Here is a 24,775-nt window from a genome sequence, read left to right as displayed (position 1 = left end):
TCAGTTGGGATAGAGTAAAATGTCTTGCAAGTGCTCAGCACTGGCAAGACGAATTTTAAGATCCTAGCTAATTGAAGAGGTGAGAACGGGGATGCTAAATAGGTCTAAGGTAAGCAAAGTGCTTGCCGCCTTAATTGGATTGGTAGCTGGCCAGCCAGCAATGGCTGAGGCGGATAAGTGGCAACTCAATATGTACAGAGGAGTTACTCCTTTAAGTCATGACATGTATGACTTGCATATGATTGCTATGGTGATTTGCGGGATTATTGGCGTCGTGGTATTCGGAGTGATGATTTACTCTCTCATCCATCATCGCAAATCCAAAGGTTATACTGCAGCGACTTTCCATGATAATTTCCGTTTAGAAATGGTCTGGTCCATCATTCCTTTTTTAATCTTGGTTGGCCTTGCCATTCCTGCAACCAAGGTTTTGATTCATCAGGAAGACAATAGCGATTCAGATGTAACAATTAAAATAGTTGGGTATCAATGGAAATGGCAATATCAATATCTAGATCAAGGGATCAGTTATTTTTCTATTTTATCGACTCCTTTTGAGCAAATCCATAATCAAGAAGCAAAGGGCGAATGGTATCTATTGGAAGTTGATAAACCGCTTGTACTCCCGGTCCACAAGAAAATTCGTTTTCTAGTAACGTCTAATGATGTGGTTCACTCCTGGTGGGTGCCTGAGATAGGTGTTAAACGTGATGCGATACCTGGGTTTATGCATGAGGCTTGGGCAAGAATAGAAAAACCAGGAACTTATCGCGGTCAATGCGCTGAATTATGCGGGATCAATCATGGTTTCATGCCGATAGTGGTGGAAGCTGTCAACGAAGACCAATTTAATCAATGGGTTGCTAACCAGGTTAAAGTGAAAGATCAATATGCAGAAACAGTTAATCAGCCTGAGTCACAAGCAGATCTGACACGTGCTGAGTTAATGAGTTACGGTAAGCAAAAATACGATCAAATTTGTGCTGCTTGCCATAGAGTAGATGGTAAAGGGTTGCCACCAATGTATCCCGCTCTTAAAGGCAGTTCAGTGGCAGTTGGAAAACCAATTTCACGCCATATCGCAATGATTTTAAATGGTGTTCCTGGTTCTGCGATGCAGCCTTATAAAGAGCAATTAACTGATAAAGATATTGCAGCAATTGTTACTTACGAGCGTAATGCTTGGGAAAATAATACAGATGACGTTGTCCAACCTGCTGATGTTGCGAAAGTGCGTCAAGGCGAAATACAACAACCTAAAATGGTGGAAAAAGCGAAGGTCGGAGGTTTACGATGAGTCAAGAGTTAGCGCACGATGCAGATCATGAAGAGCATGGTCCAGAACAAGGTAAAGGAATCATCGGCTTTGCAAAGCGATGGTTATTTACCACCAACCACAAAGATATAGGAACTTTATACTTATGGTTAGCAATGTTCAGTTTCTTTGCCGCCGGCGCCATGGCATTGATTATTCGAGCAGAACTTTTTCAACCAGGGCATCGATTTGTAGATCCTAACTTTTATAACCAAATGACCACTTTGCATGGTTTGATCATGCTCTTTGGGGTAGTGATGCCTGCATTTACAGGGATGGCTAACTGGCAAATACCTATGATGATTGGTGCGCCTGATATGGCATTGCCGCGATTGAATAACTGGAGTTTCTGGTTATTGCCCTTCGCTTTTACCTTGCTTGCTTCAACCATGTTCCACAGTGGTGGTGGGCCCAATTTCGGTTGGACAATGTATGCTCCTTTATCGACTAAATTTGCTCCACCAAGCACGGACTTTATGATTTTTTCCATACATATGATGGGTCTTTCATCCATTATGGGGTCGATTAATATTATCGCAACCATCCTGAATATGCGTGCTCCTGGGATGACGTTGATGAAAATGCCAATGTTTGTTTGGACATGGTTAATTACGGCATTCTTACTTATCGCTATCATGCCGGTGTTAGCTGGCGCTGTGACTATGATGTTGGCTGATCGACATTTTGGAACAAGCTTTTTTGAAGCGAGTGGCGGTGGTGATCCTATTTTATTCCAGCATGTGTTTTGGTTCTTTGGTCATCCCGAAGTTTATGTACTGGTATTACCTGCTTTTGGGGTCATTTCAGAAATCATACCAACGTTTAGTCGTAAGCCCTTATTTGGCTACCATTTTATGGTTTATGCAACGGTGAGTATTGCAGTATTATCCTTCGTTGTTTGGGCGCATCATATGTTTACCACTGGTATACCGCTGGGCGCAGAGCTATTTTTTATGTATACCACTATGTTAATTGCTGTGCCTACGGGGATAAAGGTGTTCAACTGGGTTAGTACGATGTTTAAAGGAGCCATGACCTTTGAAACACCAATGCTCTTTTCCATCGCTTTCGTGTTTTTATTTACGATTGGTGGCTTTACTGGATTGATGCTTGCCTTAGTACCTGCTGATTATCAATATCAAGATACTTACTTCGTAGTGGGTCATTTCCACTATGTATTAGTTCCTGGTGTTATTTTTGGTCTTCTAGCTGCCACCTATTATTGGCTGCCAAAATGGACTGGGCATATGTACAACGAACGATTGGGCAAATGGCATTTCTGGTTGTCAGTCATTTCGGTCAATATTGCCTTCTTCCCTATGCATTTCCTCGGGCTGGCGGGTATGCCTCGACGGATCCCAGATTATGCTCTGCAATTTACCAACTTTAATATGATCTCAACCATCGGTGCTTTTATTTTTGGTTTTTCCCAATTGTTATTTTTATATAACGTGGTAAGAACTGTGCGTAAACATGGCCCGAAAGTGGGAGCAAGAGTTTGGGAAGGTGCACATGGCCTGGAGTGGACTTTGCCATCGCCACCCCCTTATCATAGTTTTGTAACGCCACCACATGTGGAGTCGGAGCATCTTCTTCATTATTAATGCGAGGTCCAATGGCTGAAAAAAGTCATAAAAAATTGATTGTTATTCTAGCTGTCACTGTTCTTGCTATGTTTGGCTTCGGTTTTGCGTTGGTGCCCATTTACAATAGTCTGTGCAAGAACTTTGGTATTAATGGGAAGATAAGTGGTCAAGCCGAAGCATACGATGCTAAATCGGCGAAAATTCAGGATAGAGAGATAGTTGTTGAATTTGTTGCGACAAATAATGGTGGAGTTTCCTGGGCATTCTATCCAAAAACTAAGAAGATAAAGGTGCATCCAGGTGAGATTGCAAAATTAGCTTTTTATGCTGAGAATAAAACGAACCATGCGATGACTGTACAGGCTATTCCTAGTGTGACTCCGGGGATAGCCGCAAAATATTTGAAAAAAACGGAGTGTTTCTGTTTCACTCAGCAAACACTTAACGGACATGAAGCGATGAATATGCCTTTACTGTTTCATCTGGACACCGATTTACCATCTAATGTGAGGACAATCACTTTGGCTTACACGTTGTTTGATGTAACTGATAAAGTAATTAACTAGGTTTGCTACTTCAAACTCCATGAAGAAGTGCAATAGAAACAGGAGAAAAATACATAATGGGAGCGCATGGCACATATTACATCCCTAAGCCCAGTCATTGGCCATTACTAGGTTCCATTGGTTTAACTACGATGTTAGTTGGTGGAGGTTCCTGGTTACATGATGATTGGTATGGACCTTATATTTTTACACTTGGCTTGGGAATCTTGATATTTATGATGTTTGGCTGGTTCGGTCAAGTCATCTATGAAAATCAGAAGGGGGTCTATGACTTACAAGTAGATCGCTCGTTCCGTTGGGGAATGTGCTGGTTTATTTTTTCTGAGGTTTGTTTTTTCGGCGCTTTTTTTGGTGCCTTGTTTTTCTCCCGCTATTGGTCAGTACCAATCTTAGGCGGAGAAATAGCTGATCATCCCATGACCCATCTTACTCTTTGGCCTAACTTCAATGCAACTTGGCCGTTATTATCCAATCCCAATAACCAAGCTTTTTTTGGCGCAAGTGAAGGAATGGAGCCCTGGGGATTAGCGGCCATTAACACGCTCATCTTATTAACATCTGGTGCTACCATTACATGGGCACATTGGGCTCTAAAGTTGAATAAACGCAAGCAACTAATTGTCGGCATGAGCTGTACAATTGCGCTTGGTATCCTGTTTTTGATTTGCCAATCTTATGAGTACCATGAAGCTTATACCAAAATGAATCTGACACTTGATGCGGGTATCTATGGGACTACTTTCTTCATGTTAACCGGTTTCCACGGATTGCACGTAACCATAGGAACAATTATGTTGATTGTTATCCTAATTCGTTGCATTCGCGGCCACTTTACTCCTGAAAGGCATTTTGCTTTTGAAGGGGTTGCCTGGTATTGGCACTTTGTCGATGTGGTTTGGTTATTTTTATTCGTGTTTGTTTATTGGCTATAACAATTTATTCACTAGCAAACCTGGTTGAAATTGGATAAAGACAATCGCCAAAGTATAATTAAAATGATGATGGGAGAAGTTAAGATTTGTAATCTTTGCTTCACCCTTAAAAAATTTTGAGGAAAAAACGACGGGGCTATTATTTTCTAAGTAGTCAGTACTAGTCAGTTGCATTTCAGTATCTCTAAGCTCTACTAAGAAACAAGAAGCCTCAGCATGGCCACATTTGAGCCTCACTGCTACTGGTTGTAAGGGCTGGATTTGCATAAATCCTCCTTAATAGATTTAACCCCCTACTATCTAACGGTTTGTTATGAACTATGCAACAACGCTAACGCTCGCAAGTGCGGAATCAGCCTTATCTGATTTTAAGCGCTATGTTTTTTCATCCCTGGCTATAGTTTATATCGACATAATTAGTAAAAACTTAAACCAATTGGTGTGTTTTTTGAGCTACTTTCTTGAGGATATCCATTCAATAACGGTTTGCAAATTTTGCATTGTGTCGTAATGGATAACGAGTGTTCCTTTACCGGATTTGCCGGGTTTAACTTTAATTTTCGTATTTAATTGTTCTGCTAGCGTTTGGATCTGCTCTTTAACGAGAGGAGATACTTCAGGTTTATGATTAACCTCAACAACTTTTCCTTCTTTTATTCTGGCAGCAAGTTTTTCAGTTTCTCGAACAGACAGATTTTTAGCCACAACTAGCCGAGCGACTTGTTCCTGTTGTTCTTCTTCAAGAAGTAGTAAGGCGCGTGCATGTCCCATGTCCAAATCACCATGCTCTAAAAGCCGTTTTACTTCGTTACTCAAACTGAGTAACCGTAAGTAATTACTGACAGCTGCGCGTGATTTACAAAGTATATTAGCAACTTGCTGATGCGTAAGGCCGAATTCACTAGTAAGACGAAACATGGCGCGCGCTTGATCCATGGCATTCAGATCTTCACGTTGTAAGTTTTCCACTAACGCCATGGCCATTGCCGTTTCATCATCAACTTGGCGTAGGACAACGGGTACTTCAGTGAGTCCTGCTAATTGACAAGCGCGCCAGCGGCGTTCACCGGCAATAATTTCGTAGCGATCGGTTGCGATTTCACGAACAACCAAAGGTTGTAATAAACCTTGTTGCTTGATTGACTCAGCTAACTGAACAAGAGGCGCTTCTTCTATTTCGGTGCGAGGTTGATATTTTCCGGGTTGGAGACAATCCACAGACAATTTAAAATGATCTGAAGCAGGTTTCTCAGCCAGCAAATGGGTTGTTGAGTTACCTAATAAAGCGGATAAATTTCGCCCCAAACCGCCACGTTTTACTGTCATATTTACCTCAAATTAAGCGGTCACAACCTGTTTACTGATAACCTCAGCAGCCAAAACCATATAAGCTGCAGCACCTGGTGAAGATTTGTCATATTGCAAAGCGGGCATCCCATGACTAGGCGCCTCTGCCAGTCGCACATTGCGTGGAACCACTGTTCGATACACTTTGGAGTGAAAATGCTCCAGCAACTGTTTGGAAACCTCGGCACATAAGCGATTGCGTGCATCATACATGGTACGCAGGACACCTTCAATTTGTAAGCGTGGATTGACTGAGGCTTTCACTTGTTCAATAGTTGAGATGAGCGCGGCTAATCCTTCAAGTGCATAATATTCACATTGCATGGGAATTAATACGGAATCAGCTGCAACCAGCGCATTAATTGTCAAAGTATTTAACGCTGGAGGACAGTCAATCAAAATGAAATCATAAGCAGTCTGCAGCGGCTGCAACGCTTTAAAAAGAAAAGTTTCGCGATGATCTCTTTCCATCAAACTCACTTCAGCAACAGTTAAATCACCGTTGCCAGGAATTAAATCATAACCACAGCTGGTAGCTAAGCAAGCTTGTTCAGCTAAGCAATCACGTAGCAAAACATCATTTGAAGTATGCACCAGTGCATGTTTATCAATTCCTGATCCCATGGTCGCATTCCCTTGGGGATCAAGGTCAACGAGCAAAACAGGTTGGCGATTTGCTGCAAGGGAAGCTGCTAAATTGATCGCGGTTGTGGTTTTACCCACTCCTCCTTTTTGATTGGCAATTGCGATGACTTTCGCCATGATTATTCCTTAGTTGCATTTTCAATAACGACGCAGCAACGCTCACCGTCCACACCAGGTACTTGAATGGAATGAACTTGATAAGGTAGGTTGATGCTCGCTAATTCGGTTTCGGGATAACGACCTTTCATGGCAAGCCAAATACCCTCGTTACTTATCAGATGTTGTGTCCAGTGTATCATTTGCGATAATTCGCTGAACGCTCGACTGGTTACTGTATCAAAATCACATGAAGGGTGATAGTTTTCTGCTCGCGTCTGTACAACTTCAATATTATTCAACTCTAGATTACGCTTTACTTCTTGCAGAAAACGAATTTTCTTGCCGTTACTATCCAAAAGGACAATCTGTAAATCAGGATTAGCAAGTGCCAAAGGAATGCCAGGTAACCCAGCCCCAGTGCCGACATCAAGGATGCGAGTACCCCTAATCCAAGGCAAAATGGCCAAGCTATCTAAGATATGACGGCTAACCATGGTATCCAAATCTCTTATTGCCGTCAGATTATAGGTTTTATTCCACTTATCTAGCAACAATAAATATTGCATAAAAGAATTCGTTGCGACAGTTAAACCAAGTGCTTCTGTGCCTTTGGCCAATTGTTGAAAGATAGCGTCTGATAAACTCATGCCGGTTCTCGATGCTTTTTCAAATGAACCAAGAGCAGGGATAAGGCGGCTGGAGTAACTCCAGAGATACGCCCGGCCTGCGCTATAGTCGTTGGTTTGATGCGGTTTAGTTTTTGAATAACTTCTGAAGATAAACCTGAAACTGTCGTGTAATCGAGCGAAGCAGGCAATTGCGTATTTTCATGTTTACGTAAACGCTCTATCTCAAGCAGTTGGCGATCGATATAGCCAGCATACTTGCTTTGAATTTCCACCTGTTCAGCCACTTCGCTGGTGAGTTCAGGTAAACCTAGCTCAGCGATGGTTTGTAAATCCAAATAGTTAATTTCAGGACGTTTTAATAAATCCGCAGCACGGCAGTCCTGTTGCAGCGGATGTTCTAACAAAGAACCGAGTGCTTCGCTGTGAGAGACGCGTACTAAAGTGGCTTTTAAATTGGCTTGGGCGCGTTCGATGGCTTCGCGTTTTTCACAAAAAATTTGCCAGCGCTGTTCATTAACTAAACCTAATTCACGCCCTTTTTCGGTTAGTCGGAGATCGGCATTATCTTCTCGTAATAAGAGACGGTATTCGGCTCTTGAAGTAAACATTCGATAGGGCTCTTGGGTACCGCAAGTGATAAGGTCATCAATTAACACTCCTACATAGGCTTCATCACGACGCGGACACCAAAGGGGTCGATCTTTCACTTGCAAGGCAGCATTCATACCAGCAATTAAGCCTTGTGCGGCGGCTTCTTCGTAGCCAGTGGTGCCATTGATTTGACCGGCGAAAAAGAGATTCGGCAAAGGCTTAGTTTGTAGGAAGGAGGTGAGTCCACGCGGATCAAAATAATCATACTCGATGGCATAGCCTGGACGGGTAATATGCGCATTTTCAAAACCCTGAATGGTGCGAACAAATTGAACTTGGACTTCGAAAGGCAAGCTGGTTGAGATGCCATTAGGATAAATTTCATCGGTTGTTAAACCTTCGGGTTCAACAAAAATTTGATGCGAGAGTTTATCAGCAAATCGGACAATTTTGTCTTCAATTGAAGGACAATATCGCGGTCCAACCCCTTCAATGACACCGGCGTACATCGGTGATTGATGAAGATTAGCTTGAATGATCTCATGAGTTTTTGCAGTCGTATGAGTTATGTAACAAGGCAATTGTTGCGGGTGATCGCTTAATTTTCCTAGATAAGAAAAAACAGGAACAGGACTGTCGCCAGGCTGTATCGTCATTTGGCTATAATCCAGCGAACGACCGTCAATACGCGGCGGAGTTCCTGTTTTTAACCGACCCACGGGGAGGTTTAATTCGCGTAAGCGCTTTGCCAGAGCAATGGCAGGTGGGTCACCGGCGCGACCACCGGCATATTGACTCATACCGATATGAATTTTTCCGCCTAAAAAGGTTCCTACTGTTAAAACCACTGCCCGGGCACGTAAAGTGAAACCCATTTGGGTGACTACACCAGTGACTTGCTCGCCTTCAACAATTAAATCGTCAACGGCTTGTTGAAATAAGGTCAGATTAGGCTGTTGTTGCAGAATTTGGCGAATAGCTTGCCGATAAAGTACGCGATCCGCTTGTGCTCTTGTAGCGCGTACAGCAGGTCCTTTTGACGCGTTAAGAATACGAAACTGAATACCGGCTTGATCAGCAGCTAAAGCCATTGCACCATCTAAGGCATCAATTTCTTTGACAAGATGCCCTTTACCAATTCCACCGATCGCTGGATTGCAAGACATTTGACCCAGCATATCCATATTATGGGTGAGGAGCAAAGTTTGTGCTCCCAAACGGGCTGCTGCTAATGCCGCTTCAGTACCAGCATGGCCGCCACCGACCACAATAACATCATAGTTTTTTTCAAGATTCATGGTAGGAGATATAGGCAATAAAACGCGCAATTATACACTTTTTTAGCAACAAGCCCAACATTGTGTGGATTCTGCCATTTTGTGGAAGTCAGATGCGAATTTTCCAAGTTTTAAACGGTATTTAATTTTTCCTTAATTTTCATACCTTAATTTTAAGAAAATAAGTTATCAAATGTGTAAATTTGCGAGGGATTAACTTGTCCAAAGAATGGCTAATATGGTATAAAAGAGAATAAATTGCGCTATGTGCGCATATTTTCAACAATCTTCGGTAGGTGATGGGATGTGATGCGATGGGTGATATTAGTATTTCAATAAAGGGTTCATTTGAAGCGCATAGCGATATAGAAAAAAGAAGCATGCGTGATTTATTTGATATACACCAAGCGAAAAAAGCTCAGGCGAAGCAAGAAAAGCGAGAGCAAGAAGAGCGAATCAAATGGGGTAGCGAAGAGCTAAAAGTAAAAGCGAGAATCGAGCTATTATTAGATACGACAGAACTTGCAGCGCAACGTAAAGTTTCCCCCGCCTTTTTACCCACTTTGCGCACCTTTTATAAAGCCGAGCTAGATAAACAAAATCCTGCGAGTTTTGGTTTTTTAACGCCTGAACAAAAGAGACGCTTAGTCAATCAACTTCTTTTTACTTATTACTTACTCTATGCCCAATATCAACTCGATGAAGCTGAAGAAAGAAGATATACCTTAGAAGGTCATCGAAAGGCATTAAAACTTTGTGCTCAACGTATTCATGAGTTAGAAAACACCGCTGTAGCAGGTCAAGAAGTCCCTTTTGAAGCTGATTTAGAAGCTAATATCAGCCTTGCAACCAAGGCTTTAAAATATCTAGGTTTAACGGCTATTGCGAGTTGGGTTGTAGAAAAAATCAAGCAATTCATGGATAACAATACAGGGTCACTCGTTGAGTGGATGAGCAGCATCAACGTTAAACGTCTTTATTGGGTATGGGGCGGAAGCATGTTGTCAGCCCTTTTTGAAATGATTCCTGATGATTTTTACAATAAACTAGAAGCCCAAGCCAATATGGATGTTCCTTCGCCCGTGACAGGCTATATGAGCTGGATTCTCTACTATACCCGTTTTGGTATCAATCTGTTCTTATTGTTGAAACATGTCTATCACCCTTCTAAAGATGAAATGGATATCCCGCAATCGGAACGATTTCTTACGCAATGGAACCAACGAAAATTTGCTTTATTGAATGACTCCATTTGGGGGTTTGCCAATATGCTTTGCCATTTGTTGCTAAGAGGCCCAGGTATTCTTGGTTACGCAGGTAATATTGTTACCGTCGGACTGCTACTGATGGATGTCATATTAACCATCTGGCGTTTTTGGGAAGAACACACGAAACATGTTGCGAATCTGCAAGCTATCAAGCGAGATAAGGAGAAGCTGGAAGCTGAGATTGCAGCCGTTCAATTAAAATTTATGAATAAAATGAACCCAGCTGAAGAACAGACTTTAAAAGATCAACTTGAGGATTTAAAAACTGATTTGAAAAGACTAATGGAATTGAAAGCAAAAACAAAATTTGATTGGAAATACAAAGCATTCAGTTTGACCAATGATTTAGTCTATGCCGTTGGTTTAATGATGGCTTTCAGTGTCATGTGCTGTTTCTTTTTCCCCCCTGCTACGATTGTGCCAGCAACGGCTTTAATCATCGCATTATGCGGTGCTGCCTTGTGTTTCGTGCTGACCTTTGCTACAGCGGTAGCGAGTGGGACAATCGAGATTGCTAAAACAAAAGAAACACGCGCATTAGAAATTAAGCATTGCAATGAGCTTGTAGCAGAGTTTGAAAAGACGATAGACCCTAATCGCAGGAAACAATTGTATTTGGAAATAAAATTGGGATTGGCAGAGTCTGAGTATCAGCAGAGAATGGTGCGTTTTCAAGTCGTAAAATTAATCCGCTCTTCGTTGATTGATGCATTAATTCCGCCCTTAGTGTTTGTCTCACTAATGTTCATGCCAATCGGTATAGGTCTTGCTGTCTTGGCCGCTGGATTTGCTCTAGCTATTCTTACAAACGCGATGATCAATCGTTTTGAACCTCAGCGTGAGGAGTTGCCTGGTTTTGATGAGAATGATTTTCTGGCGTTTGAGGAGACTCCCACCCTTAAACATTTTGAAGAACCACAGGATAGCGGTGCGTTTGCTGGGTTAATTAATTTGTTTGGTGTGAATAAAGCGAAAGAAGGTTATGTGAAGCTAGCTGCCACAGATGAGGTTTTGACCGATAATGGGGAAAAGGAGTATGTGGTAAGTTAAGTCGTTATCTTACCCTATGCGATGGCATGCTGGGCCAAGGCCTGAGGTATCGTCACTTTTTTTGAACAAAAATAGCTGTTGCTCCAATCATTAGCTCGATCCGTTCGGGCTGAGTCCTTCGAGAGCCTCAGGATGCTCGGGTGCGCGTAGCGCTGTCTCGAAGCCTTGGTGCAAAGCCCCCCTTCGAGTGGCCTCAGGACCGGCCTTCGAGACGTCGCTGGCGCTCCTCCTCAGGCTGAACGGTTGAGTAAAACACTGGATTTGGATCGAAATAGTATTAAAAAAATAGGTGTTGCTCCAATCATTAGCTCACTCCGTTCGGGCTGAGTCCTTCGAGAGCCTCAGGATGCTCGGGTGCGCGTAGCGCTGTCTCGGAAGCCTTGGTGCAAAGCCCCCCTTCGGTGGCCTCAGGACCGGCCTTCGAGACGTCGCTGGCGCTCCTCCTCAGGCTGAACGGTTCAGTAAAACACTGGATTTGGCTCGAAATAGTATTAAAAAAATAGGTGTTGCTCCAATCATTAGCTCACTCCGTTCGGGCTGAGGAAGCGCGTAGCGCTGTCTCGAAGCCTTGGTGCAAAGCCCCCCTTCGGTGGTCTCAGGACCGGCCTTCGAGACGTCGCTGGCGCTCCTCCTCAGGCTGAGCGGTTCAGTAAAACACTGGATTTGGCTCGAAATATTATTCAAAAGAAAGTGACGATACCTCAGGGCCAAGGCCCAACCGACACGTTCTACTCTCCCGCGAAGAATGATCCTTTTTTAGATTCCCTCTACCAATCCCCAAGTTTGGTAGTTCTAAACAAAACGATTAGAATACAGACGCAAATTGATCAATTTCAATGAGATTAAAATGAAAAAAGCAGTGATTTTGTTATCTGGAGGTTTGGACTCAACCACTTGTTTGGCGATTGCCAAGGCAGAGAGCTTTGAATGCCATGCACTTAGTTTTGCTTATGGGCAGCGGCATTCAGCGGAATTAGCAGCAGCACGTCGTGTGGCGAGCCATTTTAGAGTTGCTGAGCATCGTATTATCAACTTAGATCTTGGCCAATTAGGTGGTTCGGCGTTAACGGATGAATCGATTCAAGTTCCAGACTACAGTGCGAGCGAAGAAATTCCAGTCACCTATGTTCCTGCGCGCAATACTGTTTTTTTGTCTTACGCGCTGGGATACGCTGAAATCATCGGAGCGCGGGATATTTTTATTGGGGTGAGTTCTGTCGATTATTCGCATTATCCCGATTGTCGACCGGAGTATATCTCAGCTTTTCAAGCCGTCGCTAATTTGGCCACTAAGGCGGGAGTGGAGGGCGATTATATTCAACTTCATGCGCCGTTGCAGGATCTATCAAAGGCAGAAACCATTCTTCTTGGGAGCAAATTAGGAGTCAATTATTCATTGACCGTATCCTGTTATCAAGCCAGCGACAATGGGTCCGCCTGTGGCCGATGTGATAGTTGCTGTTTTCGCAAACAGGGATTTGAGACTGCTGGATTAGCAGACCCTACATTTTATGCCTAGTTTGATCAATTTTTCTGCTTTTTGTACGCAAAATTATTTGTTTAAAAACATGCACTTTACAATTATGTTACAACATATTGAACATTTTTAATTCACATTTCCTAAAAGGCTTGCTATGATCCGCTTCGATTTTTAACCTTAGGAGTAAACATGAAATTAAAAGATATCGGTAAAGCGATTACAGGCGGAATCTCTAAAGCCTGGAATGGTTTAACAGGATTTTTAGGCAGACATAAATACGCTATCGGCGTAACTTTGCTTAGCCTTATCGGTGGCGCTGCTCTTACAGCTGCACTTGTATTCTTCTTCCCTGCAACAATAGCAACCATTATTGGTTTTGCTGCTGCTCTACCATTCGTTGGTGCTCCTGTAGCTGCCTTCCTATCTAGCTTAGGTTTAGTGGGTGCTGCTGCGGTAATCGGTGGTGCTGCTACTGCTGTAGGACTGGCTGGTAGTACGGTTGCTTACGGTGTTGCTCAATTGTTCCGCTTTATTGGCAACGTTGTAATTGGTGCTTACAAAGGTGCTAGAAATGAAGTATTAGGAGCGCCGGCTGCACTTGCGACTGAAGATCGGCTTAATACTGCTGAAACCAATCTGGGCAATGCAGTTGATGCAGCTCGTGACCTTGTAAATGGACATGTTGATACTAAATCTGAGCAGATTGCTAGACACGTTACTACTAAAGTGACTGAAACTAGAGACGCATTGAATCGTAACATTACTGCTACAGAAGATCATCTAAAAGCCAAATTGAAAAAGGCAAGGAATGAAGTGTCAGAAACAAAAGATGAAGTGAGAGCTTTAGAGGGTAAGATTGACACGCTCAGTAACATGGTTTCTGCTTTGCTTAGACCACAACAGCCTTCATATGACGTTCAAGAACAAGAAAAAGGCAGAAATACTAGAAATTCTAAATATGTAAGATCTAGCCGTGAAGAAGAACCAAGCAATGATTACTTCGATGAACTGGCTGATTTTAGCGGTACTCCTGCCCCTTCGGCACTCCCTTTGCCGGTTAGTCAACCTTCTGGCGTTGGAAGAGGATCATCATTCTTTGTAGCTCCTACTTCAAATACTACAAATACTACAACTACTCCTACTGAAACACAATCAACATTCGGTTCTAGCATAAGCTAAGGTTTAAGTTGAGTTCCTTCTTCAAAAACGCGGCCTTGGCCGCGTTTTTTATTTAAGCATCTTAAATTTTCTCCATTCATTTCAGCACAAACAAAGAATTAGATTTTCTGATACTAAAGCAGGCATTCCTGCCCTCTATACGGTATAATTTTCCCTTTTATTGCTGATGAGCAACTCAATATGACAAAAGTTCGTAAAATGCTGGTTACCAGCGCGCTGCCTTATGCGAATGGCCATTTACATTTGGGGCATTTGGTTGAACATGTGCAAACCGATATTTGGGTACGCACCCACAAAATGTTAGGTCATCATTGTATTAGTGTCTGCGGCGATGATGCTCACGGCACCCCCATTATGTTGAAAGCAGAGCAACTTAGCCTTAGTCCCGAAGAATTAACCCAACAGATGCAGATAAGTCATGAACAGGACTTTAAAGCCTTTGCCATTGCTTATGACTCTTATCATACGACGCATTCTCCAGAAAACCAGCAGCTGTCCACCATGATTTATGAGCGCTTACAGGCCGCAGGGGACATTATCAAAAAAACCATTCGCCAGGCTTATGATCCGGTTAAGGAAATGTTTTTACCCGATCGTTATGTGAAGGGTACTTGTCCTAAATGTGGTGCAGCCGATCAATATGGCGATAATTGTGAATCCTGCGGGTCAACCTATTCGCCCACCGATTTAATCGATGCAGTCTCAGCGATTTCAGGGGCAAAACCCATTGAAAAAGAGTCGGAGCATTATTTCTTTGATTTGCCTCGCTACGAATCATTATTAAAAGAGTGGACACGGCAAGGGCATTTGCAAACAGAAGTGGCCAATAAACTCGATGAGTGGTTTGCTGCTGGCCTAAAACAATGGGATATTTCGCGTGACGCGCCCTATTTTGGATTTAAAATTCCTGGAACTGAATCTAAGTATTTTTATGTTTGGTTGGATGCGCCTATTGGTTATATGGCAAGCTTTAAAAAATATTGTGATGAACAAGGAGCCTCGTTTGCGGAATTCTGGTCTAAAGATTCCACCACGGAACTTTATCATTTTGTCGGCAAAGATATTGTTTATTTCCATGCGCTCTTTTGGCCTGCTATTTTGGCTGGAAGTGGTCACCGTTTGCCAACGGCAGTCTTCACTCATGGTTTTCTCACAGTCGATGGGCAGAAAATGTCAAAGTCCCGAGGTACTTTTATCGAGGCCCGGACTTATCTGCAACATTTAAATCCAGAATACCTGCGCTATTATTTTGCAGCCAAATTAAATGGTCGAGTGGATGATCTGGATTTAAATTTCGATGATTTTATCAATCGAGTCAATGCTGATTTAGTAGGAAAAGTGGTAAATATTGCCAGTCGCTGTGCAGGGTTTATTAATAAACGTTTTAATGATCAATTAGCAGCCGAGCTTGCAGAGCCCGATTTGTATCAACAATTATTGGCAGCGCGCGAGGGCATTGTCGAGGCCTTTATACAACGCGATTATGCGCGGGCGATTCGTCAAATCATGGATTGTGCTGATCGAGTTAATCAATACATCGACGCCAACAAACCCTGGGTGCTCGCGAAAGAAGAGTCAAGATTAGCAGAGGTGCAAGCGATTTGTACGATGGGATTAAATTTATTCCGCTTATTAATCACTTACCTAAAACCAGTACTGCCGGTGATGGCCTCGGCAGCAGAACAATTTTTAAACTGTGACCCCTTAACTTGGGGCAGTATCGATAAGCCGCTACTGAATCATCGCATTCATAGCTTTACCCCACTGATGACAAGGGTAGAAAGGGAAAAAATTGATGCCCTGCTATTGCAAACTAAGGAATCATTAATGAGCACAACAGAAGATAAAAAAGCAGCAATGACTGAAGAAAACACCATCAGCATCGACGATTTTTCTAAAGTGGATTTGCGAGTCGCACGTATTGTTGCCGCAGAAGCGGTTGAAGGCGCTGATAAGTTGTTGCGACTCCAGCTTGATTTAGGGGATGAGAAAAAACAGGTTTTTGCGGGAATTAAATCGGCTTATCAACCTGAAGAACTAGTGGGTCGTCTAACCGTGATGGTCGCTAATCTAGCACCAAGAACCATGCGTTTTGGTGTGTCAGAAGGGATGGTTTTGGCCGCGGGCGATGGGAAGGGAATTTTTCTTTTACAGCCAGATAATGGCGCAGCGCCTGGAATGAAGGTTAAATAATGACGTCTGTAAAAGCAATCGATGCCCTGCTTCCACAAACGCAATGTGGGGAATGTGGCTATGCTGGCTGTTTACCGTACGCCGAGGCAATGGCTCAAGCCAAAGCTCCGATAGATCGCTGCCCCCCCGGTGGGGTGGCAACGGTTAAAGCGCTTGCCGAGTTATTGGCAATCGATGCACAACCCTATTTGGCAACGGCAGAAACAAACACCAGAACGCCAGCATTGGCGCTTATTCGTGAATCAGAATGTATAGGTTGTACGAAATGCATCCAAGCATGTCCGGTGGATGCTATTATTGGCAGTGGTAAACGGATGCATTCTATTTTAAGTACGGAATGCACTGGGTGTGGTCTTTGCGTTGAGCCTTGTCCTGTCGATTGTATTGAAATGATCACCATTCCCGAAGCACTCTACGATAAGGAACTCGCCAGGCAGCGTTATAATGCCAGGCAAACTCGGTTAGTGCGAGAAGAGCAAGACAAGCAACAAACCTATCGCGAAAAGCGGCGGTTAGCGGCCAAATCAGCCGATGCTATTGTAGATACTAAAGCAAAACAGAATTATATACTGGAAGCGCTCGCGCGCGTTCAGGCAAAGAAAAAGTAGGTTGGCCTTAGCTCAACCTACAATTTGAGTAATAAATCATGAACAAAGCAAAATGTCGCGCCATTTTTGAACGATTTAAAAAGCAAAACCCAAAGCCAACCACGGAATTAAAATACAGTACGCCATTTGAATTATTAATCGCGGTGATGCTCTCTGCTCAAGCCACTGATGTGAGTGTCAATAAAGCCACAGCGAAACTTTTTCCAGTTGCGAATACGCCGCAAGCTTTAATCGATTTAGGGGAGGAACCTCTTAAAGAATACATAAAAACCATCGGCTTATTTAATGGCAAAGCAAAAAACGTTATCAAGACCTGTCAATTATTAATGACTCTTTATGAGGGGCAAGTTCCAGCCACTCGTGAAGCGCTACAAGCTTTGCCCGGTGTTGGGCGGAAAACCGCAAATGTCGTACTTAACACTGCTTTTGGACAGCCGACCATGGCCGTTGATACTCATATTTTTCGCGTGGCAAACCGTACGGGGATTGCTAAAGGTACAACCCCTTTGGCGGTAGAACTGGCTTTACTTAAAAATATCGACAAGGAATTTTTGCAGGATGCTCATCATTGGCTGATTTTACATGGTCGTTACGTTTGTACTGCTCGTAAACCGCGCTGTCCTGACTGCCTAATTCGGGATTTATGTGAATATCCCAACAAAACACCGGCTCTAAGTTAGCCTCTCTGGTTTTTCTTTTTACCAGTTTATTATTTCCAGTCTAATCTGGTAATTTTTTGGTAATAATTCTAGAATAATTTTTTTGCGAATTTGCAGGGAGTGCAAGATGGGTTTTTTCGATGCTTGGGAAAAAGTAAAAGGTTGGAGCGCTCGCGCTTGGAACGAGGCAACGCCTGCCAATATAGGTATTTTTTCTTATAAAACAGCAGGTTACATACTGAGTATGCCACGAGCAGCGCTTAGTGCAGGTAATTCAGTAATTTCTGATCCTAATACGCGTGTATTTGCGATGCATATGGCAGGAGCTGGCTTACATATTTTCATACCGATGGTTTTCTCCTATTTGAATGATGAAATACAACGTCGCGGTCAAACGTATTTACACGAAGACGAAGAACAGGAATTACTCAGCACAGATACTTTGATTATCACCGGTCTAACCCTTTTGAGTGCGGTGGTATGGATTATCGATAAACGTGAAGATGCTCAAGAAGCAATGCAAGCTGGAATTTTAACGCTTGAATCTTCGAATGTGGTATTGCCTCAATTACCCACTGTAAAAATTTGCCAGGATTGTACTAGCCTACGATTCTTGAAAGGTTCCTTTCGTGATTTTATTACCTATTGGTCGACTAAGTTAATTCTTATAGAAGGTGTGAGATATATTCCAGGGGTTGGAGAATGGATGGCTTTGACCCTCACTGTTTTTCATAACGGTAGTTATATTGCCACCTTAATTTGGTCACCGCTTTGCGGTCGTCATTTAGATCATAATTTGAATGAACATCCAGAGTTTACATTAGCGCAAGGGTTGACGCATATGGGTACATCGATATTGATTGTTAGTGCAATTGAATGGGGTACCGGCATTCCTCGAGATTATTACCAAACATCCATCCAACAATTAGCAATCGTTGGACAAGTCTTGCTTGGTGCACACGGTGAGTTACCTGTATTTGTCAAACACTCCGATCGCTTACCTAAAGACCCCGTGAGAGCGTATGAAATAGCGGTTAAATACGGGATTGATGGAACACTGACTAAGTCAAGAGAAGCGCTACAGGTAGTTCTTCCTAAAGTGGAGCCAATATTTAGACCCTTACTGAATCGATTACCCAAAGCCCCCACGATACCTTGGAATAAAATAGGCAATGTTGTAGTGGTGATATGGAGTCATAAGGCCACTAAAGTGGTTAAATATTTTGTACTCCCTTCGATGTTACAAGGACCAGAAGAATTCGTTAACGATCATTTAGTGCGTCATCATTGGCGAGGATTGCGAGATAAAGTAATTAGCGCAATGATCGATTTAGAGAAAGTTAGTAAAAATTATGCCTTTCGGCTGATAAGCGCCGCGCCCGAAACAACTGGGGAAGCTATTGAAGTAGTTATGGGTACTCCGAAAATAATCACCGAAGCTGTGCTGCGGCTCTTAAGAAATAAAACATTCATGGATAACTTGGCGGCAAAACGCCGTGATCTTGAAGGTATTCACAGCGGGGCTCCTCCTGAAACTCAGCCTGATCCAGACGCACCACTGATGCGAGGACAAATCGAGACCGCTAATATTATTCCTCATTCACAAATTGTCGAGGAAGTTGACGATCAAAATCAGTCTCAGAAAGCAGGACAAACTGAGGCCCCCTCAATTAGATTTAGAATACCAACAGAAGAAGCGATGGAGCGCAAATTAAGGCTGCAATCTTCTGATCAGCTGGAAGATCGTTTAGATTCAAGGCCGCAATCGTCGTCCAATGATGCTCAGCTAGAAGAGCGCTTAACATCACGCGGACGAAATCGCTCTGAGTTCTTTACAGCAAAGCCCAAACCTGCGCAAATCGGATTAGAGGATTTTGAGGTAGTAAATCCTGATTTCGATGAACTAGGAGACGATTTTGAAATGTTGGGTGACCGTGAAAAGGCAGGCAAACCTAAAACAAGCGCTTTCGTTTGAAATAATAAATCATAAGTATAGCAATGACTAACATAACTAACAGGACAGCCGGATAAGAATATCGCCATTTTAACTCCGGCATGTAGACGAAATTCATTCCATAAATTCCAGCGATGAACGTCAAAGGAATAAACAAGCTGGCGAAGATGGTTAAAACTTTTATTGTTTCGTTCATGCGCGTGTTGACCGTGGAAATATACATTTCCAAAATGCCAGTGATGGTTTCACGTTGTAAATCGATCGATTCCAGTAAGCGGCTTGTATGGTCCAATAAATCGTGATAGTAAAGTAGATTTTTGGGATTGAACGAAAATTTATTTTCCAGAACTAGCACATGAATGATGTCTCGTAAGGGGGCAATAATTTTACGCATGGTGAATGTGCGTCTTTTCAACGTATATAATTCTGGTAAATGAATTGAGGACGGATTTTTGATCAACAAATTTTCTATAGAATCGAGAGTTTCATCAGAAGATTCGACGAAGCTAAAATAGCTATCAACAAGATTATCGATAATAAGATAACTAAGATAGGTACTACTACCCTGTTCTCTAGTGGTTGGTTCCGTAGAACTGCTTAGGTGCTGGTTTATAGGCGTTAAGTCATAATTATTCGATTCACGAAAGGTAAGTAGAAGGTTTTTTTTCAACACCATACAAAATTGTTCAGTACAATAAGTAACCCTAGTTGGTGGCGAGTTTAATAGTCTGAAAACAAAAAATAAGCAATCTTCTAATTCATCCAATTTAGGGCGTTGATGGGTATTAAATATGTCTTCAATAATTAAAGAATGAATATCAAATTCCGTACAAATTTCTGTGATTAGTTGTGTATCTGCAAGCCCAGAAACATCGATCCACACATGCTGATTTTTCGCTAAAGCTTTGTGAATAAGCTCGGGCTCAAATGATTCTGTGTTTTGATAGCTGTCAGAGTCGTAGATATGAATCGATAGTTTCGTTGGGTTAGGAGGGTTTTCACCAATATAAAGCAGCGATCCAGGCGGCATGCCGAATTTAGCAGAGGGTTTTTTTTTATGTAGATACATAGAACAGTCCTTGTGCTAATTTATACCAATTATAACCCTCAGTTAACGCATTCGCCAGTTTTGCTGGGAGGCCAAAGCGATGTTTATGCCCAAATAGATCTGCAAAAAACCTTAATAGTCAGGTATTCTCTTTAAACTCATGGCATTGTAATCGGATATTATGCGCACTAACTCGAAAATTTCCACGCATTTACTTAAGAAAAGTTGCCAATATAAAAATAATAATGCTATATTCTTGCTCATTTTTTCAATTTCAGCCGCAAGTTATTTTTAGGTTGAGAAAAGAGTACCTTTAAAATAATGACTGCCTTTGCTGAATTAACAAGACGTAGTTACTTGTCACTTACTGTGAGTATGATGACCTGTCTTATCTTGTTAATTAATGTTTCATTCAAACTTATTGATTTGCAAGGAATTATTTTCACAGCAAGCAGTGTTCTATGCCCGCTGGTGGCAGTGATCTATTTAATGGTTTTAAGAGAGTGCAATATTGTGCAGCAACGGCACATCCTTAACCAATGTTTACTTGCACTCTATTTATTTTCGGTAGGTATTTATCTGCTGGTGAATTTACCAGCGGCTGATTATATGCATGATAATCCTGCTTATCAGATTGTTTTTGAAGATATTCCTAAGAAATTTTTTGCTTCCACGCTCGCGTTTGCCTTGAGTTTTTATTTACCCCATTTATATTGTTGTATGCGAAAAACCGAGATGCTGACTTCGCCAAAGCGACGTCTTCTACTTGCTTTAGTTGGGGGGTATACCTTTTTTAGTCTCAATTTTTTATTGCTATTTTCCCATCCTCTTATTCAGACTTTTCAGCGAATTTATATCGATTCTTTAATGGTAAGCGGCGGAATTTTATTATTGGTAGGCGTTATTTATTTAACTAGTCTTGCTATATTAAAACCGGTTAAAACTGCGCTGGATAAAGAGTCTTTACCGGCTTATTTATCGAAGCCTTTATATCATTACCTCGTTAGTTTTTCAGTGACAATTTTATTAATTTGCTTAGCTTGTGAATATCGTTTGGTTTCTTTGACCGATGGACTGATTTTAGGAGCGAGTGGTCTTTTATTTCCTTTAACCATTATTGCCAGTAACCTAGTTGGCGAATTATTTGGTTATAAAGCAAACCTCCGCTTGGCAATTGTTTTAATTTTAACTGAATTAACTTTTGATTTACTGCTAATGGGGGCTGTGGCACTACCCGCTCCTGAGTTTTTTAATTTAAACCCCTTTTATTCCTCGATTATGCCACGTCGAATTCCTGCAGGTACGTTAGCCTTATTTGTTACCTTTGTGGGTAATGCCATGCTTCTTGAAAATCTAAAATATACCGGCCTTGGTCTTAATCGTTGCTCACGAATTTTAATTGCTAATATTTTTGCTGCTTCCTTACTTTGTCTGGTTAACTATAGTCTCCTCTATGGAGGGATTTATTCTTATGACCAAATTTTTAATCTTGCTATGAATTCCTGGGCCTATAAAATTATTGTGACGCTAATTAGCTTACCGATCGTATTAGGGCTTTGTAATCGTTATCATCTGCATAAAAACGTCACCTTAACTTAAATCCCCTTACTTCTCTTTTTTAACTGGTCTTTTCCAGCCAAAAACTGTTTTTTGTTTGCTCATGGTTAAAGTCAGTTCATCGGCGGGGACATCTTTACGAATAGTGCTGCCTGCGCCAATTGTTGCACGCGCGCCTATGGTGACTGGGGCAACCAATTGGGTATCTGAGCCCACGAATACACCATCCTCAATAATGGTTTGGTATTTGTTGGCTCCATCATAGTTACAAGTGATGGTGCCAGCACCTATATTGACCTTTTTACCGAGGGTTACGTCACCCAGATAACTTAAATGACTCGCTTTAGATCCTTCATCGAAAACGGCATTTTTTGTTTCAACAAAATTACCAATTTTGCAATCTGCAGCCAGTTTTGTACCCGGTCTTAAGCGAGCAAAAGGACCTACATGGCAATTGTCAGCAATGAAGCAACCTTCCAATACGGAGTTGGCTAAAATTTCACAATTCTCGCCTAGAGTGACATTGGTCAATACACAATTGGGGCCGATACGACAACCTTTGCCTAGAGTGACGTTGCCATTAAAAATGCCGTTGATATCAATGAATACATCTTTTCCGCAGATAAGTTCACCGCGTACATCAAAGCGGCTTGCGTCCGCTAGGGTAACGCCTGAAAGCATTAATTGCTCAGCAACTCGTTTTTGCCAAGCGCGCTCCAATTGTTGTAGTTGTAAACAATTATTCACTCCTTGAATTTCTATAGTATTTGTAGCTTCCATCGAGGCAATGGGTAAACCTTCTGCAACAGCCATTTCAATAATATCGGTAAGATAATATTCATTTTGGGCATTGTGGGTAGTCAAGTTGGGCAACCAGCGTGCTAAGTCACTGGCAGAAGCACAGCAAATTCCACTATAAATTTCCTTAATTTGCTTTTGTTCTGTAGTCGCATCTTTTTCCTCAACAATGTCTTGAATTTCTCCCGCTGCATCACGCAGGATGCGACCAAGTCCGGTGGGATTATCGACGGAGGCGACTAGCAAGCTCAAGGTCGCTGATTTTCTTTTGGTTGATTGGCCACTAGAGATCAGTGCCCGAAGGGTTTCTGCTTGAATTAGGGGTACATCGCCTGAAAGGACTAAGACCTGAGATTTATCTGGAATATGGCTGAGTGCTTGTTTAACCGCATGGCCGGTACCTAATTGCTCCGCTTGTAAAATCCAATTGACCGATAATTTAGCCAGAGCCGATTTTATTTCTTCACCACTATGTCCATAAATGACATGGATCGCATCCGGATTTAATTGCTCCGCAGTTTCTATGACTCTCTGCAGCATCGGTTTACCTGCCAAGGGATGCAGTACTTTGGGCAGAGTGGAATACATTCGTTTGCCTTGTCCGGCCGCTAAAATGACTATTTGTAATGACATAACTGTTTTATTTCCTAAAGTTAGTGCATCTTTTTAGTTAGTAGATGCTGTATTAAACAAATTGTATGTACGTTGCGAATCATTCGATTAATAGGATATGATAAAAAAAATTGCAACAAAAGGAGTAGTGCAATGAGTATTTTTGCTGATGTATCGAAATATTTTTTGATTAAGCACCTTAAAGAGGAAATCAGGCGTGCTGAGAGCTGGAATGAAAGCCAAATCTTTTCAACCTTATCAGGACGGGATGTCGATCACTCTAAAGCTAAGATCACACAGGTTAAAAATTTGTGTAAAGAAATCATGGGGTTAGTAGATCAAAGGAACGATAAAGAGACCGAAATTAAATTACAAAACCACATTAATGACTGTAAGGATAATGCGAAAATATTATGTACAGAAAGTGATCATGGTTTAGGTCAGCTTAATGTGGTATTGACGAATGCAACTTTATTGCTTGCTGGGATCCATCATGTCTTTAAAAAAGATGAGAATATTTATAATATTCAACCAGAGCTTAATCCCAAAGCCTCACCTACTTATGACATATTAATAGAAACTCCGAGTAGCAGATATAGAGATCCTCTGGATATCATTCTTTATCATGCTGCTGTTTATTATGCAAAAAAATATCAACAGCAGGAAGAGCAAGGTTGGTGGGGTGCTAAAGTTCAGAGTTTCTTTTCTTCTACTGCTAAGGTTCGTGTGGAAAAGGAAGATCTTTTACACACAACAATATCTAACCTGAAAGAGGCTTTAGCACTCACTGAAAACGATAGAGCACTCCACAGAGCAAACAGAATAAAGATTGCCATAATGTGCCTGTCATCTATATTAGGTGAAAATAATCGGATTTGTAAGTCACATACTGTTGGTTCAAGTCTACCTTTACCAGGCATGGGATGGGTAGGGTGGCTGGGTGATTTAACTATACAATGGGACCATGCGCCTGGTGATCTCAAAGAGGCAATGCAGACTGCTCTAGATGAAATTAAAGCTTTGGCGAAAACTTTAGCCGAACAAAAAGATCAGGAAAAATTGCCGCCTCCTAAGAATGAAAAGGATGGGAAAGAAAAAAAGGAAGAAGCTGCTAATGACGACAGTGACGAAGAGCTAGAGAAGAATTCACCTAAACGACCGGGACATAAAAAAAGTATTTCTCTTGGTGCTGGTCCTACGATGTTTGCCCAAAAAACAGATCGAAGATCAGCTGGGGAAGAGTTGGATAGGAAAAAGAAGACGGAAGAGGGAGTCAGTTTAGTTCACTAATTTAAGGAGATTTTCTCTTATACTCAAACGAATTCTCGCGGCTTTGACCTTACAATTGGCCCTAAGTATTTGTTGATGGAGTTAAATGTTTG

The 24,775-nt window shown here is 42.0% G+C and carries 20 protein-coding genes; 13 read left to right on the top strand and 7 right to left on the bottom strand.

Annotated features, from left to right (window positions below):
- Positions 1-91: 91 nt before the first annotated feature.
- Genes coxB through Ldro_RS08710 form a run of 4 tightly spaced genes read left to right on the top strand, consistent with a single transcriptional unit; the run spans position 92 to position 4,399 of the window.
- On the top strand, positions 92-1,297 hold the full coding sequence (gene coxB / locus Ldro_RS08725; RefSeq protein WP_058496005.1) for a cytochrome c oxidase subunit II: 1,206 nt from the start codon (positions 92-94) through the stop codon (positions 1,295-1,297).
- Positions 1,294-2,919, top strand: a complete 1,626-nt coding sequence (gene ctaD / locus Ldro_RS08720) for a cytochrome c oxidase subunit I (protein WP_058496004.1) — start codon at positions 1,294-1,296, stop codon at positions 2,917-2,919. The genes coxB and ctaD overlap by 4 nt, the downstream gene beginning before the upstream one ends.
- 11 nt (positions 2,920-2,930) lie before the next feature.
- A complete protein-coding gene (locus tag Ldro_RS08715; RefSeq protein WP_058496099.1) occupies positions 2,931-3,467 on the top strand; it encodes a cytochrome c oxidase assembly protein in 537 nt (178 codons plus the stop codon).
- Positions 3,468-3,523: 56 nt separating this feature from the next.
- Entirely contained in the window at positions 3,524-4,399 is an 876-nt protein-coding gene (locus Ldro_RS08710) for a cytochrome c oxidase subunit 3 (RefSeq protein WP_058496003.1), read from the top strand.
- Here the strand turns inward: Ldro_RS08710 and Ldro_RS08705 are convergent.
- The 5 genes from Ldro_RS08705 to mnmG form a co-directional block, all read right to left on the bottom strand.
- Entirely contained in the window at positions 4,394-4,666 is a 273-nt protein-coding gene (locus Ldro_RS08705; RefSeq protein ID WP_058496002.1) for a hypothetical protein, read from the bottom strand. The two genes, Ldro_RS08710 and Ldro_RS08705, sit on opposite strands and share 6 nt — an antisense overlap.
- Positions 4,667-4,852: 186 nt before the next feature.
- Positions 4,853-5,725, bottom strand: a complete 873-nt coding sequence (locus Ldro_RS08700; RefSeq protein WP_058496001.1) for a ParB/RepB/Spo0J family partition protein — start codon at positions 5,723-5,725, stop codon at positions 4,853-4,855.
- Between the two features lie 12 nt (positions 5,726-5,737).
- Positions 5,738-6,508 (bottom strand): ParA family protein, encoded by a 771-nt coding sequence (locus tag Ldro_RS08695; RefSeq protein ID WP_058496000.1) that lies wholly within the window; start codon positions 6,506-6,508, stop codon positions 5,738-5,740.
- 2 nt (positions 6,509-6,510) lie between these two features.
- Positions 6,511-7,137 (bottom strand): 16S rRNA (guanine(527)-N(7))-methyltransferase RsmG, encoded by a 627-nt coding sequence (gene rsmG / locus Ldro_RS08690; RefSeq protein ID WP_058495999.1) that lies wholly within the window; start codon positions 7,135-7,137, stop codon positions 6,511-6,513.
- The gene (gene mnmG / locus Ldro_RS08685) at positions 7,134-9,008 is read right to left on the bottom strand and encodes a tRNA uridine-5-carboxymethylaminomethyl(34) synthesis enzyme MnmG (RefSeq protein ID WP_058495998.1); all 1,875 of its coding nucleotides are present in this window, start codon (positions 9,006-9,008) and stop codon (positions 7,134-7,136) included. The genes rsmG and mnmG overlap by 4 nt, the downstream gene beginning before the upstream one ends.
- 293 nt (positions 9,009-9,301) lie before the next feature.
- Between mnmG and Ldro_RS08680 the strand changes: the two genes are divergently transcribed.
- From Ldro_RS08680 to Ldro_RS08650, 7 genes are all read left to right on the top strand, one after another.
- Positions 9,302-11,305, top strand: coding sequence for a hypothetical protein (locus tag Ldro_RS08680; RefSeq protein ID WP_058495997.1), 2,004 nt, complete (start codon positions 9,302-9,304; stop codon positions 11,303-11,305).
- Between the two features lie 847 nt (positions 11,306-12,152).
- A complete protein-coding gene (queC, locus tag Ldro_RS08675) occupies positions 12,153-12,824 on the top strand; it encodes a 7-cyano-7-deazaguanine synthase QueC (RefSeq protein WP_058495996.1) in 672 nt (223 codons plus the stop codon).
- A gap of 150 nt (positions 12,825-12,974) precedes the next feature.
- Positions 12,975-13,964 (top strand): hypothetical protein, encoded by a 990-nt coding sequence (locus Ldro_RS08670; RefSeq protein WP_058495995.1) that lies wholly within the window; start codon positions 12,975-12,977, stop codon positions 13,962-13,964.
- Between the two features lie 180 nt (positions 13,965-14,144).
- The gene (gene metG / locus Ldro_RS08665; RefSeq protein WP_058495994.1) at positions 14,145-16,157 is read left to right on the top strand and encodes a methionine--tRNA ligase; all 2,013 of its coding nucleotides are present in this window, start codon (positions 14,145-14,147) and stop codon (positions 16,155-16,157) included.
- Positions 16,157-16,765 carry an RnfABCDGE type electron transport complex subunit B gene (locus tag Ldro_RS08660; RefSeq protein WP_058495993.1) on the top strand — a complete coding sequence of 203 codons (609 nt, stop codon included), beginning with the start codon at positions 16,157-16,159 and terminating at the stop codon, positions 16,763-16,765. Before metG ends, Ldro_RS08660 begins: the two co-directional genes overlap by 1 nt.
- Before the next feature lie 38 nt (positions 16,766-16,803).
- Positions 16,804-17,445, top strand: coding sequence for an endonuclease III (gene nth, locus Ldro_RS08655; RefSeq protein WP_058495992.1), 642 nt, complete (start codon positions 16,804-16,806; stop codon positions 17,443-17,445).
- Between the two features lie 106 nt (positions 17,446-17,551).
- The gene (locus tag Ldro_RS08650) at positions 17,552-19,399 is read left to right on the top strand and encodes a hypothetical protein (RefSeq protein WP_058495991.1); all 1,848 of its coding nucleotides are present in this window, start codon (positions 17,552-17,554) and stop codon (positions 19,397-19,399) included.
- On the opposite strand, the gene corA is transcribed toward Ldro_RS08650, so the two are convergent.
- A complete protein-coding gene (gene corA, locus Ldro_RS08645; protein WP_058495990.1) occupies positions 19,377-20,447 on the bottom strand; it encodes a magnesium/cobalt transporter CorA in 1,071 nt (356 codons plus the stop codon). The genes Ldro_RS08650 and corA overlap by 23 nt on opposite strands.
- 300 nt (positions 20,448-20,747) lie before the next feature.
- Here corA and Ldro_RS08640 point away from each other — a divergent pair, with 300 nt between their 5' ends.
- Entirely contained in the window at positions 20,748-22,025 is a 1,278-nt protein-coding gene (locus Ldro_RS08640; protein ID WP_058495989.1) for a VUT family protein, read from the top strand.
- Between the two features lie 6 nt (positions 22,026-22,031).
- Here the strand turns inward: Ldro_RS08640 and glmU are convergent, their stop codons facing one another.
- Positions 22,032-23,414 (bottom strand): bifunctional UDP-N-acetylglucosamine diphosphorylase/glucosamine-1-phosphate N-acetyltransferase GlmU, encoded by a 1,383-nt coding sequence (glmU, locus tag Ldro_RS08635; protein ID WP_058495988.1) that lies wholly within the window; start codon positions 23,412-23,414, stop codon positions 22,032-22,034.
- Positions 23,415-23,546: 132 nt separating this feature from the next.
- On the opposite strand from glmU, the gene Ldro_RS08630 reads away from it, so the two are divergent.
- Positions 23,547-24,683: a hypothetical protein gene (locus Ldro_RS08630; protein ID WP_058495987.1), complete on the top strand. Its 1,137-nt coding sequence runs from the start codon at positions 23,547-23,549 to the stop codon at positions 24,681-24,683.
- Positions 24,684-24,775 lie beyond the last annotated feature (92 nt).

Origin of the sequence: Legionella drozanskii LLAP-1 (assembly GCF_001467585.1) — a bacterium.
Lineage (GTDB): Bacteria > Pseudomonadota > Gammaproteobacteria > Legionellales > Legionellaceae > Tatlockia > Tatlockia drozanskii.
This window is presented reverse-complemented; position numbering and strand designations above follow the sequence as displayed.

Excerpts from the sequence above, each read along its gene's own strand:
- coxB (WP_058496005.1), top strand. The coding sequence starts at position 92 with ATGCTAAATAGGTCTAAGGTAAGCAAAGTGCTTGCCGCCTTAATTGGA.
- ctaD (WP_058496004.1), top strand. The coding sequence starts at position 1,294 with ATGAGTCAAGAGTTAGCGCACGATGCAGATCATGAAGAGCATGGTCCA.
- Ldro_RS08715 (WP_058496099.1), top strand. The coding sequence starts at position 2,931 with ATGGCTGAAAAAAGTCATAAAAAATTGATTGTTATTCTAGCTGTCACT.
- Ldro_RS08710 (WP_058496003.1), top strand. The coding sequence starts at position 3,524 with ATGGGAGCGCATGGCACATATTACATCCCTAAGCCCAGTCATTGGCCA.
- Ldro_RS08705 (WP_058496002.1), bottom strand. The coding sequence starts at position 4,666 with ATGCAAATCCAGCCCTTACAACCAGTAGCAGTGAGGCTCAAATGTGGC.
- Ldro_RS08700 (WP_058496001.1), bottom strand. The coding sequence starts at position 5,725 with ATGACAGTAAAACGTGGCGGTTTGGGGCGAAATTTATCCGCTTTATTA.
- Ldro_RS08695 (WP_058496000.1), bottom strand. The coding sequence starts at position 6,508 with ATGGCGAAAGTCATCGCAATTGCCAATCAAAAAGGAGGAGTGGGTAAA.
- rsmG (WP_058495999.1), bottom strand. The coding sequence starts at position 7,137 with ATGAGTTTATCAGACGCTATCTTTCAACAATTGGCCAAAGGCACAGAA.
- mnmG (WP_058495998.1), bottom strand. The coding sequence starts at position 9,008 with ATGAATCTTGAAAAAAACTATGATGTTATTGTGGTCGGTGGCGGCCAT.
- Ldro_RS08680 (WP_058495997.1), top strand. The coding sequence starts at position 9,302 with ATGGGTGATATTAGTATTTCAATAAAGGGTTCATTTGAAGCGCATAGC.
- queC (WP_058495996.1), top strand. The coding sequence starts at position 12,153 with ATGAAAAAAGCAGTGATTTTGTTATCTGGAGGTTTGGACTCAACCACT.
- Ldro_RS08670 (WP_058495995.1), top strand. The coding sequence starts at position 12,975 with ATGAAATTAAAAGATATCGGTAAAGCGATTACAGGCGGAATCTCTAAA.
- metG (WP_058495994.1), top strand. The coding sequence starts at position 14,145 with ATGACAAAAGTTCGTAAAATGCTGGTTACCAGCGCGCTGCCTTATGCG.
- Ldro_RS08660 (WP_058495993.1), top strand. The coding sequence starts at position 16,157 with ATGACGTCTGTAAAAGCAATCGATGCCCTGCTTCCACAAACGCAATGT.
- nth (WP_058495992.1), top strand. The coding sequence starts at position 16,804 with ATGAACAAAGCAAAATGTCGCGCCATTTTTGAACGATTTAAAAAGCAA.
- Ldro_RS08650 (WP_058495991.1), top strand. The coding sequence starts at position 17,552 with ATGGGTTTTTTCGATGCTTGGGAAAAAGTAAAAGGTTGGAGCGCTCGC.
- corA (WP_058495990.1), bottom strand. The coding sequence starts at position 20,447 with ATGTATCTACATAAAAAAAAACCCTCTGCTAAATTCGGCATGCCGCCT.
- Ldro_RS08640 (WP_058495989.1), top strand. The coding sequence starts at position 20,748 with ATGACTGCCTTTGCTGAATTAACAAGACGTAGTTACTTGTCACTTACT.
- glmU (WP_058495988.1), bottom strand. The coding sequence starts at position 23,414 with ATGTCATTACAAATAGTCATTTTAGCGGCCGGACAAGGCAAACGAATG.
- Ldro_RS08630 (WP_058495987.1), top strand. The coding sequence starts at position 23,547 with ATGAGTATTTTTGCTGATGTATCGAAATATTTTTTGATTAAGCACCTT.